The 14,882-nt window shown below is 76.0% G+C and carries 12 protein-coding genes; 7 read left to right on the top strand and 5 right to left on the bottom strand.

Annotated features, from left to right (window positions below; genetic code table 11):
• Nucleotides 1–52 precede the first annotated feature (52 nt).
• Nucleotides 53–2,269 (bottom strand): prolyl oligopeptidase family protein, encoded by a 2,217-nt coding sequence (locus ACFU5J_RS16225; protein WP_430579400.1) that lies wholly within the window; start codon nt 2,267–2,269, stop codon nt 53–55.
• A 190-nt stretch (nt 2,270–2,459) separates the two neighbouring features.
• On the opposite strand from ACFU5J_RS16225, the gene ACFU5J_RS16220 reads away from it, so the two are divergent.
• The 5 genes from ACFU5J_RS16220 to ACFU5J_RS16200 are packed head-to-tail and all read left to right on the top strand — an operon-like array spanning nt 2,460 to nt 6,560.
• Nucleotides 2,460–3,902, top strand: coding sequence for a hypothetical protein (locus ACFU5J_RS16220; protein ID WP_430577353.1), 1,443 nt, complete (start codon nt 2,460–2,462; stop codon nt 3,900–3,902).
• Nucleotides 3,899–4,366 carry a roadblock/LC7 domain-containing protein gene (locus tag ACFU5J_RS16215; protein WP_430577354.1) on the top strand — a complete coding sequence of 156 codons (468 nt, stop codon included), beginning with the start codon at nt 3,899–3,901 and terminating at the stop codon, nt 4,364–4,366. Before ACFU5J_RS16220 ends, ACFU5J_RS16215 begins: the two co-directional genes overlap by 4 nt.
• Before the next feature lie 10 nt (nt 4,367–4,376).
• Complete coding sequence (locus tag ACFU5J_RS16210; RefSeq protein ID WP_430577355.1) at nt 4,377–4,736, top strand: DUF742 domain-containing protein; 360 nt, start codon at nt 4,377–4,379, stop codon at nt 4,734–4,736.
• Nucleotides 4,717–5,334, top strand: coding sequence for an ATP/GTP-binding protein (locus ACFU5J_RS16205; RefSeq protein ID WP_430577356.1), 618 nt, complete (start codon nt 4,717–4,719; stop codon nt 5,332–5,334). Before ACFU5J_RS16210 ends, ACFU5J_RS16205 begins: the two co-directional genes overlap by 20 nt.
• Nucleotides 5,331–6,560, top strand: coding sequence for a hypothetical protein (locus ACFU5J_RS16200; RefSeq protein WP_430577357.1), 1,230 nt, complete (start codon nt 5,331–5,333; stop codon nt 6,558–6,560). The genes ACFU5J_RS16205 and ACFU5J_RS16200 overlap by 4 nt, the downstream gene beginning before the upstream one ends.
• 57 nt (nt 6,561–6,617) lie before the next feature.
• Here the strand turns inward: ACFU5J_RS16200 and ACFU5J_RS16195 are convergent, their stop codons facing one another.
• A complete protein-coding gene (locus tag ACFU5J_RS16195; protein WP_430579399.1) occupies nt 6,618–8,114 on the bottom strand; it encodes a flavin-containing monooxygenase in 1,497 nt (498 codons plus the stop codon).
• A 110-nt stretch (nt 8,115–8,224) separates the two neighbouring features.
• Here ACFU5J_RS16195 and ligA point away from each other — a divergent pair, with 110 nt between their 5' ends.
• Both ligA and ACFU5J_RS16185 read left to right on the top strand, forming a co-directional pair.
• On the top strand, nt 8,225–10,741 hold the full coding sequence (gene ligA / locus ACFU5J_RS16190) for an NAD-dependent DNA ligase LigA (protein ID WP_430579398.1): 2,517 nt from the start codon (nt 8,225–8,227) through the stop codon (nt 10,739–10,741).
• Nucleotides 10,742–10,763: 22 nt separating this feature from the next.
• Nucleotides 10,764–11,879: a hypothetical protein gene (locus ACFU5J_RS16185; protein ID WP_430579397.1), complete on the top strand. Its 1,116-nt coding sequence runs from the start codon at nt 10,764–10,766 to the stop codon at nt 11,877–11,879.
• 26 nt (nt 11,880–11,905) lie between these two features.
• Here ACFU5J_RS16185 and ACFU5J_RS16180 read toward each other — a convergent pair whose 3' ends face one another.
• From ACFU5J_RS16180 to ACFU5J_RS16170, 3 genes are all read right to left on the bottom strand, one after another.
• On the bottom strand, nt 11,906–12,808 hold the full coding sequence (locus ACFU5J_RS16180; RefSeq protein WP_430579396.1) for a dihydrodipicolinate synthase family protein: 903 nt from the start codon (nt 12,806–12,808) through the stop codon (nt 11,906–11,908).
• A gap of 22 nt (nt 12,809–12,830) precedes the next feature.
• On the bottom strand, nt 12,831–13,496 hold the full coding sequence (locus tag ACFU5J_RS16175; protein WP_430579395.1) for a ThuA domain-containing protein: 666 nt from the start codon (nt 13,494–13,496) through the stop codon (nt 12,831–12,833).
• Between the two features lie 134 nt (nt 13,497–13,630).
• Nucleotides 13,631–14,770, bottom strand: coding sequence for an ROK family protein (locus tag ACFU5J_RS16170; protein WP_430579394.1), 1,140 nt, complete (start codon nt 14,768–14,770; stop codon nt 13,631–13,633).
• Nucleotides 14,771–14,882 lie beyond the last annotated feature (112 nt).

Below are 14,882 nucleotides of genomic sequence, written 5' to 3'. Positions count from 1 at the left end.
CGTCCTCGGCCCCCGGTCGTGACCGGAGGACGCCGAGGACGCGCCCACGCCGTCAGGCGAGGCGCTCGCGCAGGAAGGTCCAGGCGAGCGCGGCCATGTGCGCGGCCTGCGCGTTGTTCGCCGCGCCGCCGTGCCCGCCCTCGACGTTCTCGTAGGACGTGACGTCGGCGCCCGCCGCGAGCATCAGCGCGGCCAGCTTGCGCGCGTGGCCCGGGTGCACGCGGTCGTCCTTGGTGGACGTCGTGAACAGCACCGGAGGGTAGGCGCGGCCGGCGTCGAACAGGTGGTACGGCGAGAAGGTGCGGACGAACTCCCAGTCGTCGGTGTCGGGGTCGCCGTACTCGGCCATCCACGACGCGCCGGCGAGCAGGTGCGAGTACCGCTTCATGTCGAGCAGCGGCACCTGCACCACGACGGCGCCGAACAGGTCGGGGTACCGGGTGAGCATGTTGCCCGCCAGCAGCCCGCCGTTCGAGCCGCCCTGCGCGCCGAGGTGGGCCGGCGTGGTGATGCCGCGGGACACGAGGTCGCGCGCGACGGCGGCGAAGTCCTCGTACGCCCGGTGGCGGTGCTCCTTCAGCGCCGCCTGGTGCCACGCCGGGCCGTACTCGCCGCCGCCGCGGATGTTCGCGACCACGTAGACGCCGCCGTCGGCGAGCCAGGCTCGGCCGACCGTGCCGGAGTACCCGGGCAGCAGCGGGATCTCGAAGCCGCCGTAGCCGTACAGCAGCGTCGGCGCGGTGCCCCCGGCGGCCGGGTCCGCGGGCCGCACCAGGTCCTCGCGGCCCACGACGAAGTACGGCACGCGCGTGCCGTCCTCGGACGTGGCGAAGTGCTGGTCCGCCACCATGCCCGCGGCGTCGAAGAACGCGGGCGCCGACTTGAGCACCTCGGGCTCCGCGGGCTCGGCGCCCGGCCCGGCGACGGTCGTGAGGGCCAGGGTGGACGGCGTGAGGTAGCCGGTGGTCGTGACCCACACGTCGTCGCTGTCGACGGCGTCCACGGCGCGCACCCCGACCGTCAGCAGCCCGCCGCCCAGCGGCAGCTCGGAGCGGGTCCACGGCACGCCGGGCGCCGCGTCGGCGGGCGGGGTGAGCACGTGCACCGCGTTCTTCACGTCGTCGAGGACGTTGACGACGAGGTGGTGGCGCGTCCAGGCCGCGCCGACCAGCGAGGTCGACCCCGTGGGCGCGAAGAGCACGGTGAGGTCGCGGGAGCCGGCGAGGAACGCGTCGGCGGGCGCGGCGAGCAGGGAGCCGGCGGCGTAGCTGCGCTCCGGGCCGGCCCCGTCGGACGGCACGGTCCAGTCGTCGCGCAGCTCGACCAGCAGCCACTCGCGGTGGAAGCCGACCTCGGCGGACTCGGGCACCTCGACCCTGACCAGGCGCTGGTCCGGCGTCCCGACGGCCTCGACGAGGTAGGTCTCCGACCGGTAGAACGCGATCGACCGGCTCACGACGTCCCGCTCGAAGCCGGGGGTACGCGACCGGCGGGCGGAGATGTACATGTCCTCGTCCGTGCCCTCGTAGACGAGCGCGGCGTCCTCGAGCGGGGTGCCGCGCCGCCAGAGCCGGGCGATGCGGGGGTAGCCGGACGGCGTGGTCGTGCCGGGACCGAAGTCGGTGAACACGTACACGGTGTCCTCGTCGACCCAGGCCAGCCCTCCCTTGGCGCCGGTGCGGCCGTCGGCCCGCGCGGTGTCGCGCTCGAAGCCGCCGTCGGCCGCCGGCACGAACCGCTTGGCGACGAGGTCGAACTCGCGCGTGACGTCGGCGTCGGACCCGCCGGGGGAGAGGTCCACCAGGGCACGGCGCCACGGCTCGCCGGCCGCGAGCTGCCCGGGCGTGGGGCGCAGCAGGGACGCGCCGTGCCACACCCAGCTCTCGCCCTCGGCCTCGGCGAGGGCGTCGAGGTCGAGCACGGTCTCCCAGTCGGGCGCGTCGGTGCGGTAGGAGTCGGGGGTGGTGCGGCGCCACAGGCCCCGCTCGTGCGCGGCGTCCCGCCAGAAGTTGTACAGGTGGTCGCCGATCCGCGACACGTCGGGGATGCGGTCGTCGGAGTCCAGCACCTCGCGGACGGCGGCCTGCGTGGCCCCGAAACCGGGGGCGGCGCCGACCGTCGCGTGCGCGTGGTCGTTGCGCTCGCGCACCCACGCCAGCGCGGCCTCGCCCTCGACCTCCTCGAGCCACCCGAACGGGTCCGGCGCGGCCGGGTCGAGCGGGGTCGGCGGGGCGTCGGTCGGTGCGGTCGTGGTGCGCTCGGCGGTCATGCTCGGCACCCTAGCCGCCGCCCGACCGGGGGACACCGGCGCGACGGCGGCAGCCCGGCCGTCGACCCGCCACGCGGGCGGCACGGCCTCTTTCACCCGCCGGGCGCCCGTGGTAGAAACTCCTGGTCAGAGCAGTAAATCCGGTATGGACGTTCCGAGAGACCCGTCCCTTTCCACCCCCGGGGGTGCGGTGAGCACGACGACCACCGCCGGTACGCGCACGACGCGCGTCCCGGCCCTGCTCTGCGCCGCGCTGGCCGTGGCGTGCATCGTCGCCGGGCCGGTGCTCGGCGACCGGCTGACCCCCGCGGGGACCTGGGGACTGGCCGGCGCGGCCGCCCTCCTGGTGGTCCTCGCGACCGCCCTGCTGGCGGGCGCCGCCCGGCGTACCGAGGCGGCGCGGCGGGGCCTGCAGGCCGAGGGCGTCGTCCTGGCCGCCGACCTCGCCGCGTCGGCCCGCGCCCTGGAGGACGCGACGGCCGAGCTGGCCCGCACGCGTGCGGCCCGCGACGACGAGCGCTCCGCCGTCGAGACCGCCGTCGTCGCGCTGGGCCGCAAGGTGCAGGCGTCGGCGCACCGCATCCAGGAGGAGGCGGCCCGCACGGTGCAGCGGCACGCGGCCGACCCGGACGTGCTGCAGACGGCGATGCGGATCGACCACGCCGCCGCCCAGCACGCGCGGCAGGCGCAGAACCTCGTCGCGCTGTGCGGGCGCCGCCCCGGGCAGACCTGGGACGACCCGCTCCCGCTGCCCGACGTCGTCCGCGCCGCCGCGGGCCGCATCACCGCGTTCCAGCGCGTCGAGGTCTCGGGCGACCCGGGCCTGGCGGTGGTCGGCCGCGCCGTCGAGCCGATCGTGCACGTGGTGGCCGAGCTGCTCGCCAACGCCACGCAGTGCTCCCCGCCGAACACGCAGGTGCTCGTCGCGGTCCGGCAGGTGCAGCGCGGCGCCGTCATCGAGGTCGACGACTGCGGCGTGGGCATGGTGACCCGCGAGCTGGAGCGCGTGCGGGCGGTGGTGTCCGGCGCTCGGCCGGTCGGGATCGCCGACCTCGGGGAGGTGCCGCAGACCGGCCTCGCGGTGGTCGGGTCGTACGCCCGCGCGCTCGACCTGCGCGTCGACCTCATGGAGTCCGTCTACGGCGGCCTGCGTGCCGTCGTCATGGTGCCCGGCGAGCTGACCACCGCCGTGGCGGCGGCGCCCGACACCCTCGCCCCGAGCGTGGACGACGCCTGGCCGGAGCGGCCGCGCGACGTCCTGCCCGGCCCGCCCGCCGCCGCACCCGGTGCCGTCGCGCCCGGGGTGGCGAGCCCCGCGGACGGCGCGCCCACGCTCCCGCAGCGGCGCGCGCGCCGCGGCGACGCGGCCACCGGCGCGCAGCGCGTCGTCGCGTCGGGCGGTCCGGCCGCCCCGGGCGCCGCAGGCGAGCTGCCCGGCCAGGCCCCCGACCCGGCGTCCGACCAGTCGGCCGAGGAGGCCGGCGCCTGGATCGGCGCGTTCTTCGCCGCGGACCGCGCGGACCACGAGCCCGTCGCCGCCGCGACGAGCGGCGCGGCACCGACCACCCCTGACACCCCCGCCCACGACACGCCGTCGTCCGCCACGGCGGACGCGAACCCGGAGGACTCATGACCACCCAGACCACCGGCACGACGCCGACCCCGGCCGCGCATCCGGACAGCTGGATGCTCGACCTGGTGGCCGGGGTGCGCGGGGTGCGGCACGCCGTGGTGCTCAGCTCCGACGGCCTGGTCAAGGTCCGCACGGACGTCACGGACCCGGACACGGCCGACAAGGTCGCCGCCGCGTGCGCCGGCCTCGTCGCGCTCGGCATGAGCATGGGCCGCGAGTTCGGCGCGGGGGACCGGCTGCGCCAGGTGCTGGTGGAGTTCGAGGGCGGCTTCCTGTTCGTGCGCCGGGCCGGAGACGGGTCGCGCCTCGCCGTCGTCACCGACGCGACCGTGGACCCCGGGCTCGTGGCGCAGCAGATGCAGGCGCAGGTCCTCATGATCGGCGAGCGGACCCTCGGCACCGACGTGCTGCGCCCCTCCGGAGCCGGCCCTGCCGCCGGCGCCGCCACCGACGCCGAGAGCTGAGGAGCACACCATGCCCGCGCAGACCCCCGCGGACGGCTTCCGCGACCACCCGGTGCGCACCTACGTCCTCACGGGCGGGCGCGCGCACCCCAGCCGCAACACGCTGCGGCCCGAGACGCTGCTGTGCGCCGTGGACGACGGGCGCGAGCTGCCGCGCGGGGCCGGCCGGCACGAGCGCGCGCTCCTCGCGACGTGCCGCGGCACGCTGTCCCTCGCGGAGCTCGCCGCGTACCTGCGGCTGCCCACGAGCCTTGTCGCGGTGCTGGCCTCCGACCTGCTCGACGCCGGCTACCTCGCGGTCCGCTCGCCGCAGAACGCGCTCGGCCTCGACCTGCTGGAGGAGGTCCTCGATGGGCTCCGACGCTTCTGAGCGGGGCGCGGCGGACGGCGCGGCGCTGCACCTGGCGGCCACCGTCGAGCGGTCGGTGAAGGTGCTCGTCGTGGGCGCCTACGGCGTCGGCAAGACGACCCTCATCGGCGCGGTGAGCGAGATCCCCGTGCTCACCACCGAGGAGACGATCACGGCCGCCAGCGTGGGCGTCGACCCCCGCCTCGGCGCGAAGTCGACCACCACGGTGGCGATGGACTTCGGCCGCGTGACCGTGGGCGGCACGACGGCGCTCTACCTGTTCGGCACGCCGGGCCAGAAGCGCTTCTGGGACCTGTGGGTGGGGCTGGCGGACGGCGCGGTCGGGGCGCTCGTCGTCGTGGACACCCGCCGCCTGGAGGACAGCTTCGAGGTGCTGGACCAGCTCGAGGAGCACACGGCGCTGCCCGTGGCCGTCGTCGTCAACGAGTTCCCCGGCGCCCCGCAGCACTCGACGGACGCCGTGCGCGCGGCGCTCGACCTGCCGCCGGGCACGCCGGTGGTGGCGGGCGACCTGCGCGAGCGGCGCCAGGCCGTGGAGGCGCTCAAGGCCCTGGTCGCGCACGCGGTGCGGCTCGCGGGCGGGAGCGCGGCCGCGTGAGCCTCACGGGCGCCGTGCGCGTCGTGCCGCTGGAGGAGGTCGCCGACCGGCCGCTCCTGGCCGACCTGGCGGGCGCGCCCGACCCGGCCGAGCGGTACGAGGCCCTGCGCTCGCGCTGGGGCTCGCTCGCGCCCGTCGACCTCGAGCCCGGGGTGCCGGCGTGGCTGGCGCTGGGGCACGCCGAGGTGTCCGCCGTGCTGCGCAACGAGGCGCTGTTCACGCGCGACGCGCGGCGCTGGCGCTACGAGGCCGAGCGCAAGGTCGCCTGGCGCTCGCCCACGCGCGCGGTGCTGGCCCAGCGCGACAGCGCGCACGACCGCGACGGCGCCGAGCACCGCCGCCTGCGCACCCCGCTGGCCGACGCCCTCGACGCGGTCGAGGAGAAGCGGGTGGTGCGGACCGTCGACGTCGCCTGCACCTCCGTCCTGGACCGGCTGGCCGCTCGCGGCACCGCCGACATGGTGGCCGAGTACGCCGTCGACGTCCCGGTGCGGGTGCTCGCCGACCTGCTGGGCATGACGCTCGCCGACGCGCGCCGCCTGCACCAGCTCACCGTCGTCCAGCGCTCCGGCACCGCGGACTCGTTCGCCGCGTCGGTCGAGGTCGAGGACCTGCTGGCGGGGTTCGTGGCCGCCCGGCGGGCCGAGCCGAGCGACGACCTCACCTCCGCGCTGCTGGCGCACCCGGCCCACGAGAACGACCTCGAGGTGATGGGCGCCGTCGGCCTGGTCTTCGCCACGGCCCACGACGCGGAGATCGCGTGGATCGCCACCGCCCTGCAGCGCCTGCTCGCGGACCCGGGCTTCGCGGCGCGGCTGCACGGCGGGCGCATCTCCCTGGACGACGCGCTCGACGAGGTCGCCCGCGACGCGCCGCCGCTGCCGCACCTGCGACCCCGCTACGCCCTCGCGGACTGCGAGCTGGGCGGGCAGGCCATCGCGGCGGGCGACGCCGTCGTGCCCGCGGTCGCCGCGGCCAACGCGGACCGCGCGGTGCGGGCGGCCGACCCGTGGGAGCAGGTCGACGCCCGGTTCCACCTCACCTGGGGCACCGGCGCGCACGCCTGCCCGGCGCACCGCACCGCGCCCCTGATCACGCGGGCCGTGGTCGGGCACTTCCTCGCCCGGGTCGCCGACATGGAGCTGACGGTGCCCCCGGCCGACGTCGTGCCGGTGCGCTCGGCGTGGGTGCGCCACCCGCGCGAGCTCCCGGTCCGCTTCGTCTGACCCGTCCGCCGTCGGCCGACGGCGGCGTGCGGAGCGGCCGGGGGCCCGCGCGGCGGGTCAGGCGCCCTGCCCGACCCGGCGGCGGAGCTTGTCCGACAGGCTCCGGTACGCCTTCGGGTCCACCGGCAGCAGCCACTGGCCGGCGCGGGTGGCGGCGGGGAGGCGCAGGTCCAGGTCGTCGAGCATCTCGTCGATCTGGTGCAGCGAGAACGGGATGACGTTGGTGCCGCGGGCGTGCTTGCCCTCGGTGCGCTTCTCCATCCAGTCGACGCGGTTCGTCACGTGCTCGCGGCGCACCTGGATCGGCGGCACCCGCACCGCGCCGGCCAGGTGGGCGGCGGTCCACAGGGCGGCGACCTCGGCCGACAGCGGGCTGAACAGCGAGGAGTTGTACCCGGCGAACGTCAGGTGCGGCACGTCGTGCGGGAGCACCTGGCGGTAGAGCTGGAAGTTGCCGCGGTCGTCGAGCAGGCGGGCCTGCAGGTCGTCGTCGAGGAACGGCACGCGCTGGTGGAAGCCGGTGCCGCACACGACGAGGTCCGCGGGCACGGTGGTGCCGTCGTCGAGGACGGCGACGGGCGCGCCGTCGTCGTCGGTCGCCAGGCGCTCGATCTCGGCGTCGCGGTGCACGCGGACGGTGCCGTCGGCGACCTGGTCGAAGAAGCCGTCCGTGGCGAGCGACACGGTGGAGCGGGCGATGTCGGCGAACTCGCCGCGGGGCACGAGGCCCAGCTCCTTGAGGTGCAGCTGCTTGGTGGAGACCGAGCCCACGCTGGACAGCATCGACCTGCGGACGCCGTCGCCGGGGCCGTGCAGGAACCGCTCCATGCCGCCGGCCACCGTCTGGTAGCGGAACAGGCCCTCGCCCATGCGGGTGAGCAGCAGGTACTTGTAGTTGAGCGCGTTGGCGATCTTCTTGGGCAGCTTCCACAGCAGGTGCCGGGCGACGACGTGGGTGCTCGCCGCGACCGGGCCGATCTCGGCGGCGACGTCGCAGGCCGACTTGCCGTAGCCGACGACGACGACGTGCTTGTCGCGCGCGTCCTCGAGCGACGTGAGCTGGCTCGCGGCGACGACCTTGCCGCCGGCGCGCATGAGCTGCGCCAGGCCCTCGAAGCGGGGGATCACGGGGTCGGAGAAGATGCCGTTCGCGACGACCACGTGGTCGAACGGCTCGGGGTCGCCCACGGGCTCGCCCGAGCGCCGGGCGGTGACCAGCCAGCCGTCCTCGGCGGCCGTGAGCTCGGCGCGCACCACCTCGGTGGACAGGCGCAGGGTGGGGCGCAGGTCGTGCAGGTCCACGTACCGCTCGAGGTACGCCTGGACCTGCTCGCCGCTGGGCCACTCCGGGTAGTCCTTCGGCATGGGCAGGTCCGAGAAGGCGTACGAGCCCTTGTTGTTCTGGGTGGTGAGCCCGGAGTAGCGGCGGCTGGCGCTCCAGACGCCGCCGACGTCGGGGGTCTTGTCGAACACGGTCACGTCGTGCCCGAACTCGCGGAGCACCTTGGTACTGGCCAGGCCGGCGAAGCCGGCGCCGACGACGGCGATCTTCATGAGCGTCCTTGCTGTCGGTCGGGTGGGGATCGGTCGAGCGGGCCAAATCGCCAGAATCGTAGCGGTTCGGACAGCGTCGGGGACAGGCCTTCTCGCAGGTCGGGCCGTGCATGGCGCCCGATCCGGCCGGTGTCGGCGGCACGCGGCAAGATGGGCCCGTGACGGACACCGAGAACACCGCGCCGGACACCCTGCTCGACGAGGCCGCGGCCCAGCGCCGCTGGGCGGAGCTGGTCGCGCTGGTGGAGGCCGACCAGCGCGCCTACTACGAGGACGACGCCCCGCGGGTGTCCGACGCCGAGTACGACGCGCGGATGCACGAGCTGGAGGCCATCGAGGCCGCGCACCCGGCGCTCGTCACGCCCGAGTCCCCGACGCAGCGGGTGGGCGGCGCGGCCGCGGGCGGCTTCGCCACCGTGGAGCACGTCGAGCGCATGCTGAGCCTCGACAACGTGTTCTCCACCGAGGAGCTGCGGGCGTGGGACGCGCGCGTGGCCCGCGACCTGGCGGCCGAGCACGTGGGCTACCTGTCCGAGGTGAAGATCGACGGGCTGGCGATCGCCCTGCTGTACGAGAAGGGCCGCCTGGTGCGCGCCGCCACCCGCGGCGACGGCCGCACGGGCGAGGACGTCACGCAGAACGCCCTGCGGATCGCCGACATCCCGCGGCGCCTCGAGGGCGAGGGCCACCCGGACCTCGTCGAGGTCCGGGGCGAGGTCTTCATCCCCGTCGCGGCGTTCGAGCGCCTCAACGAGCTGCAGGCGCAGCTGCGCGACCGCGTCGTGGCGGAGTCGCGCGAGCGGCACGGCGGCCGCGCGACGACCGCGCGCCCGTTCGACGAGGAGCGCGCCCGCGTCGCCGCGCTGCGCCGCTTCCCGCAGTTCGCGAACCCGCGCAACGCGGCGGCGGGCGGCCTGCGCCAGCTGCTCGACAAGAAGGAGGGCATGGAGCTCGAGGCGGGCGTCGCCCGCGTGGAGTCGCTGCGCCTGTACGTGCACGGGATCGGCGCGCTGCAGTGGACGGCGGGTGAGCACACCGAGCTGGCGCGGCAGTCGGAGGCGTACGAGCACTTCGCGCGCTGGGGCCTGCCCGTCTCGCCGCACAACCGGGTGGTGGAGGGCGTGGACGGCGTCGTCGAGATGATCGAGCACTTCGGCGTCCACCGCCACGACATCGAGCACGAGCTCGACGGCATCGTCGTCAAGGTCGACGCCCTCGAGGACCAGCGCCGCCTCGGCGCCACGAGCCGCGCGCCCCGCTGGGCCATCGCCTACAAGTACCCGCCGGAGGAGGTCACCACCCGCCTGCTGGCCATCCAGGTGGGCGTGGGCCGCACGGGCCGCGCCACGCCGTACGCGGTGATGGAGCCGGTCCTGGTGGCCGGCTCCACGGTGCGGCAGGCCACGCTGCACAACCAGGACGTGGTGCGGGCCAAGGGCGTGCGCATCGGCGACATGGTGGTGCTGCGCAAGGCCGGCGACGTCATCCCCGAGATCCTCGGCCCGGTCACCGCGCTGGCCGACGACGGCTACCCGCGCGAGGACTTCGTCATGCCCGCCGTGTGCCCGGAGTGCGGCACCCCGCTGCGGCCGATGAAGGAGGGCGACGTCGACCTGCGCTGCCCCAACGCCGAGACCTGCCCGGCGCAGGTGCGCGGCCGGGTGGAGCACATCGGCTCGCGCGGCGGCCTGGACGTCGAGGCGCTCGGCGAGGTGACGGCGTCCGCGCTCACCCAGCCCGAGGTGCCGGAGGTCCCGCCGCTGCGCACCGAGGCCGGCCTCTTCGACCTCACGCTGGAGCAGCTGCTGCCCATCGAGGTCGTGGTGCGCGACGCCGAGACGGGGCTGCCCAGGATGGACGACGACGGCGTCGCGCGGCGCCGGACGCCGTTCCGCAAGAAGGTCACGTACACGAAGGCCCGGCGGGCCGAGGCCGAGGCGGCGGGGGAGCCCCTGCCCGAGCTCGAGCCGACGGCCGCGGCCACCAAGCTCCTCGAGGAGCTGGAGCTCGCCAAGACCAAGGACCTCTGGCGGATCCTGGTCAGCCTCAACATCCGCCACGTCGGGCCCGTCGCGGCCCGGGCGCTCGCGGGCTGGTTCGGCTCGCTCGACGCGATCCGGGCGGCGTCGCGCGAGGAGCTGGCGGCCGTGGAGGGCGTCGGCACGATCATCGCCGACGCGCTCCTGGCCTGGTTCGACGTCGAGTGGCACCGCGAGATCGTCGACCGCTGGCAGGCTGCCGGCGTCCGCACCTGGATCCCGGACCACCCCGGGCCCGCGGCCATGGCCGCCCAGGCGGACGAGGGCCCGACGGGACCGCTCGCCGGGCTGACGGTGGTCGTGACCGGCTCGCTCGAGGGGTACAGCCGCGACGGCGCCAAGGAGGCGGTCCTCGCCGCGGGCGGCAAGGCGGCCGGGTCGGTCTCGAAGAAGACGGACTACGTGGTGGTGGGGGAGAACGCCGGGTCGAAGGCGGCCAAGGCGGAGGAGCTCGGCCTGCCCGTCCTCGACGAGGCCGCGTTCACGCGCCTGCTGGAGGGCGGCCCCGCCGCGCTCGGGGCGGGCGACGGGTCCGACGGCGGCGAGGGGGACGCGGAGGTCGCCGCGGACGAGCCCGGGGACGACTGACGCCCGCGGCTACGATGCGCGGGTGCCGGACACCCTCACCCCGAACCAGCCCCCCGCCCCGACCCTGACCCTGCGCGGTGCCCACCTCGTGGGTTCGGTGAACCTGCCGAGCGCGCGCGACACGCTGCGCACGGTCGCGACGGGGCTGGGCGCCCACGCCCGCCGCGTGCCCGACGGCGAGGTGGGCGAGCGGTTCCACTGGATCCTGTTCCAGGGCTCGCGGTTCGAGGCGGTCGACGGCCTGGCGCGCGTGGGCGACGCGCCCGTCGTCGTGGCCGGCTTCGACGTGCGGCCGCACGTGCTCGACGGCACCGTGCCGGCGGAGGACCTGCGGTTCGGGCCGCTCGGGTACGCGGCGGCGGCGCTCGCCTCCTACGCCGACTTCGTCGCGCTGCGGGCCGCGGGCGTGATCGCGCCGGGCACGCGGTTCCAGGTGTGCCTCCCGTCGCCGCTCGCGGCGGTCACGACCTTCGTCGCCCCGGCCGACCGCGCGGCCGTCCACCCGGTGTACGAGGCGGCGCTCGTGCGCGAGCTCGAGGAGATCTGCGCGGCCGTGCCGGCCGAGGACCTCGCCGTGCAGGTGGACCTCGCCACCGAGTTCGCGTTCGTCGAGGGCGCGAACCTGGGCGGCGGCGCCGCGCGCGCCTGGTTCGACTCCGGCGCGGGCGGGGACGAGGGCGTCGTCGAGGGGTGCGCCCGCCGGGCCGCGCGGTTCGCGGCGCACGTGCCCGAGGGCGTGCAGCTCGGGTTCCACCTCTGCTACGGCGACGTCGCGGAGAAGCACTTCGTCGAGCCGGCGGACACCGGCCACCTGGTCGCGATGGCGAACGCCCTGGTGACGGCCCTGCCGCGCCCGGTCACGTGGGTGCACCTGCCGGTCCCGATCGACCGGGACGACGTCGCCTACGTGGCGCCGCTGGCCGGTCTCGCCCTCGACGAGGCCACCGAGCTGTACCTCGGCGTGCTGCACCACGAGGACGGCGTCGAGGGCGCGACCCGCCGGCTCGCCGCGGCCGCGCAGGTGCTCGGCGACCGCGTGGTCGGCGTGGCGACGGAGTGCGGCTTCGGGCGCGGCCCGTCCGACCGCACGGCGGCGCTGCTGGACCTGCACGTCGCGGTGCTCGAGCGCTCGGCCTGACGCCGCCGCCCTCCTGCCGGGTCCGGTCAGGACGCGGGGCGCCCCGCGACGACGTCCCGCAGGGCGGCCTCGTCCGCGGCGGTGAGCGGCACGAGCGCGTCGCGCGGCGGCGCGGTCGGGGTACCCAGGAGCACGGCGACGGCGTGCAGCGCGGTCACGGCGCGGCCGGTGGCGGCCACGGCGCGCGCCAGGTCGAGCAGCCACGCGGCCGCGGCCTGCGCGCCGCCGTCCCCGGCCTCAGGCCCGGCGACCCGCGCCGCGCGGACCGCGACGTACTCCGCGGGGGCGAGGGCGGCGAGCCCGGTGTGCCACGCGTCGGCGGCCTCGGTGCCGCCCGCCAGGGCGGGGTCGCCGCTCAGCCCGACGGCGACGCCGGGCGCGGCGGCGCGCAGCTCGGCCACACGCCCGGCCGGCCGCGACGGCAGCGACGCGGGGTCCTTGACCGCGACGACCGAGCCGTCCGCGGCGAGGTCGGCGAGCAGCGCGGGGGAGACGTCGAGGCCGAGCTGCACCGGCTTGTTGTAGAAGCAGGCCGGGGCGCCGGCCGCGGCGGCGCCTACCCGTGCGAAGAGCCCCCGGACCTCCGCGTCGTCGAGCGGCAGGTAGGAGAACGGCGGCAGCACCAGCCCCGCCGCCCCGGCCGCGACGGCGGCCCGGGCCCGCCCGGTCACGCGGTGCGCGGACTCCCCGGCCACGCCGACGTGCACCGGCGTGGTCCCCGCCGCCGCGACGGCCACGCGCACCACGGCGTCGCGCTCGGCGTCGTCGAACGACACCCCCGCGCCCGACGTCGCGAGCACGGTGACGCCGTCCACCCCGGCCGCCGCCGCGCGGCCGACCAGGCCCTCGAGCGCGTCCAGGTCGACGTCCCCGCCGGCGCCGAGCGGGGTGATCGGATAGGCGAGCAGTCCGGTGAAGGCCGAGGTCATGGCCGCATCGTAGGGGCCGCGGTCAGCGGCTCGCCCAGAGCATGCCCCGCTCGATGATCGTGCGGATCTCGGGCGTCTCCAGGTCGGCGAGCTGGTGGCCCGGGGTGCAGACGAAGACCTTCCCGGCGCCCCAGCGCCGGGTCCACACGGCCGGGGACACGACGGGCTCGTGCCACGGGTCGCCGTCGCGCCGGGCGATCTCGGTGGTGGCGAGCACCTCGCACGCCGGGTCGGTGAGGATCCAGTACTGCTCGGAGACCAGGTCGATCCGCTCGATGCCGGCGACGATCGGGTGGTCGGCGTGCTCGGCCACGACCTCCACGCTGTGCGGCACGAGGTCGTGGGCGTGCGCGGCGAACTGTCCGCCCGTCATCTGGAGGTAGTCGGTCGCCATGCGGAACGAGTCCACGATGCCGCCGTGCCATCCGGCGAGCCCGGTGCCGGCGGCGACGGCGGCGCGCAGCCCCCGGATCTCGTCCGGGAGGATCTCGCCCATCGTCCAGCACTGGACCACCAGGTCGACGTCCGCCATGAACCCGTCGTCGGCGTACACCTCGAGGTTCTCGGCGACGGACACGTCGAACCCCGCCTCCTTGAGGAAGGGGATGAACAGCTCGGTCGCCTCCGCCGGGGCGTGCCCCGGCCATCCGCCCTGCACGATCAGCGCGCGACGTCCCGCTTCGGTCATGTGTCCTCCTCGACGCACGGTCCCGACGTGCTCGGGGCACCCGTCCCCTCGCACGCTCGCCCACATGCTTCACCGGCCGCGGGGCGCCGTCAACATCACGCGCTGCGGGGTCGGGCAGGCCACCGACCCTGTGGTCAGACGGCCCCCGCGATGGCGTCGATCGCCTCCGGCGAGAGCACGTGGTCCACCACCATGGCGCTCGCCCCGAGCACGCCGGCCTTGCCGCCGGTCTCCGACGTCACGATGCGCAGGTGCTGCGTCGCCAGGGGGAGCGAGCGCCGGTAGACGACCTCGCGGATCCCGGCGATGAGGTGCTCCCCGGCGTCGGCGAGGACGCCGCCGATGACGATGAGGGACGGGTTGAGCATGCTCACGCACGCCGCGAGCACGATCCCGATGTCGCGCCCGGCCTGCCGCACGGCGGCGCTGGCCGCGAGGTTGCCGGAGCGCACGAGGTGGATGACGTCGCTGCCGCGGTGCGCGTCCAGGCCCTCGCCGCGGAGCTTGTCCGCGACCGCCTGACCGCTCGCGATGGCCTCGAGGCAGCCGAAGTTGCCGCACCGGCACGGCACCTCCTCGGCGCCCATCACCGCGATGTGCCCGATGTCGCCGGCCGCGCCCTGCGCGCCGCGGGTCAGCGTGCCGTCCGCGACGATGCCCGAGCCGATGCCGGTCGCGACCTTGACGAAGAGGAGGTCGGAGACGTTCGGCCACGCCGTGCGGTGCTCGCCGAGGGCCATGACGTTGACGTCGTTGTCGACGAGGACGGGCGCGTCGAAGTGCCGGCGCAGGATCCCGGGGGCGTCCACGTGGTCCCAGGCCGGCATGATCGGCGGCATGATCGGGTGACCGGTGGAGTGCTCGACCGGCCCGGGCAGGCCGACGCCGACCCCCGCGAGCCGGTCGTGGCCCCACCCCGAGGAGGCGAGCAGGGCGTCGCCCTGCTCGGCGACCCAGCCCAGGACGGCGTCGGGGCCCTCGGCGATGGCCAGCGGGGCGTCGGCCTCCGCCAGGATCTGGCCGGCGAGGTCGGTGAGCGCGATCCGGGCGTGCGTCGCCCCGAGGTCGACCGCGAGCACCGCCTTGGCGGCGGGGTTGAAGGCGAAGGTCGCCGGGGGCCGCCCGCCGGTGGACGTCGCCTCCCCGGCCGGCACGATCAGGCCCGCCGCCATGAGGAGGTCGATCCGCGCGGCGATCGTCGATCGTGCCTGCCCCGTGGCGGCGGCCAGGTCGGCTCGGGTGCGCGGCTCGCGGTCGCGCAGCATCTGAAACATGTGCCCCGCACCCGTCGGTCGGGGCGCGAATTTCAGCAGTTCCTCCATGGGCACAGTCAATCATGATGATTAACCCACTACTTTTGCTTGACGATCGGCAAAAGCCGCCCTA

Origin of the sequence: Isoptericola sp. NPDC057559, from assembly GCF_042801555.1 — a bacterium.
Taxonomy (GTDB): Bacteria; Actinomycetota; Actinomycetes; order Actinomycetales; family Cellulomonadaceae; genus Isoptericola.
The sequence above is the reverse complement of the archived record's forward strand: the minus strand, read 5'-3'. Positions and strand labels throughout refer to the sequence as shown.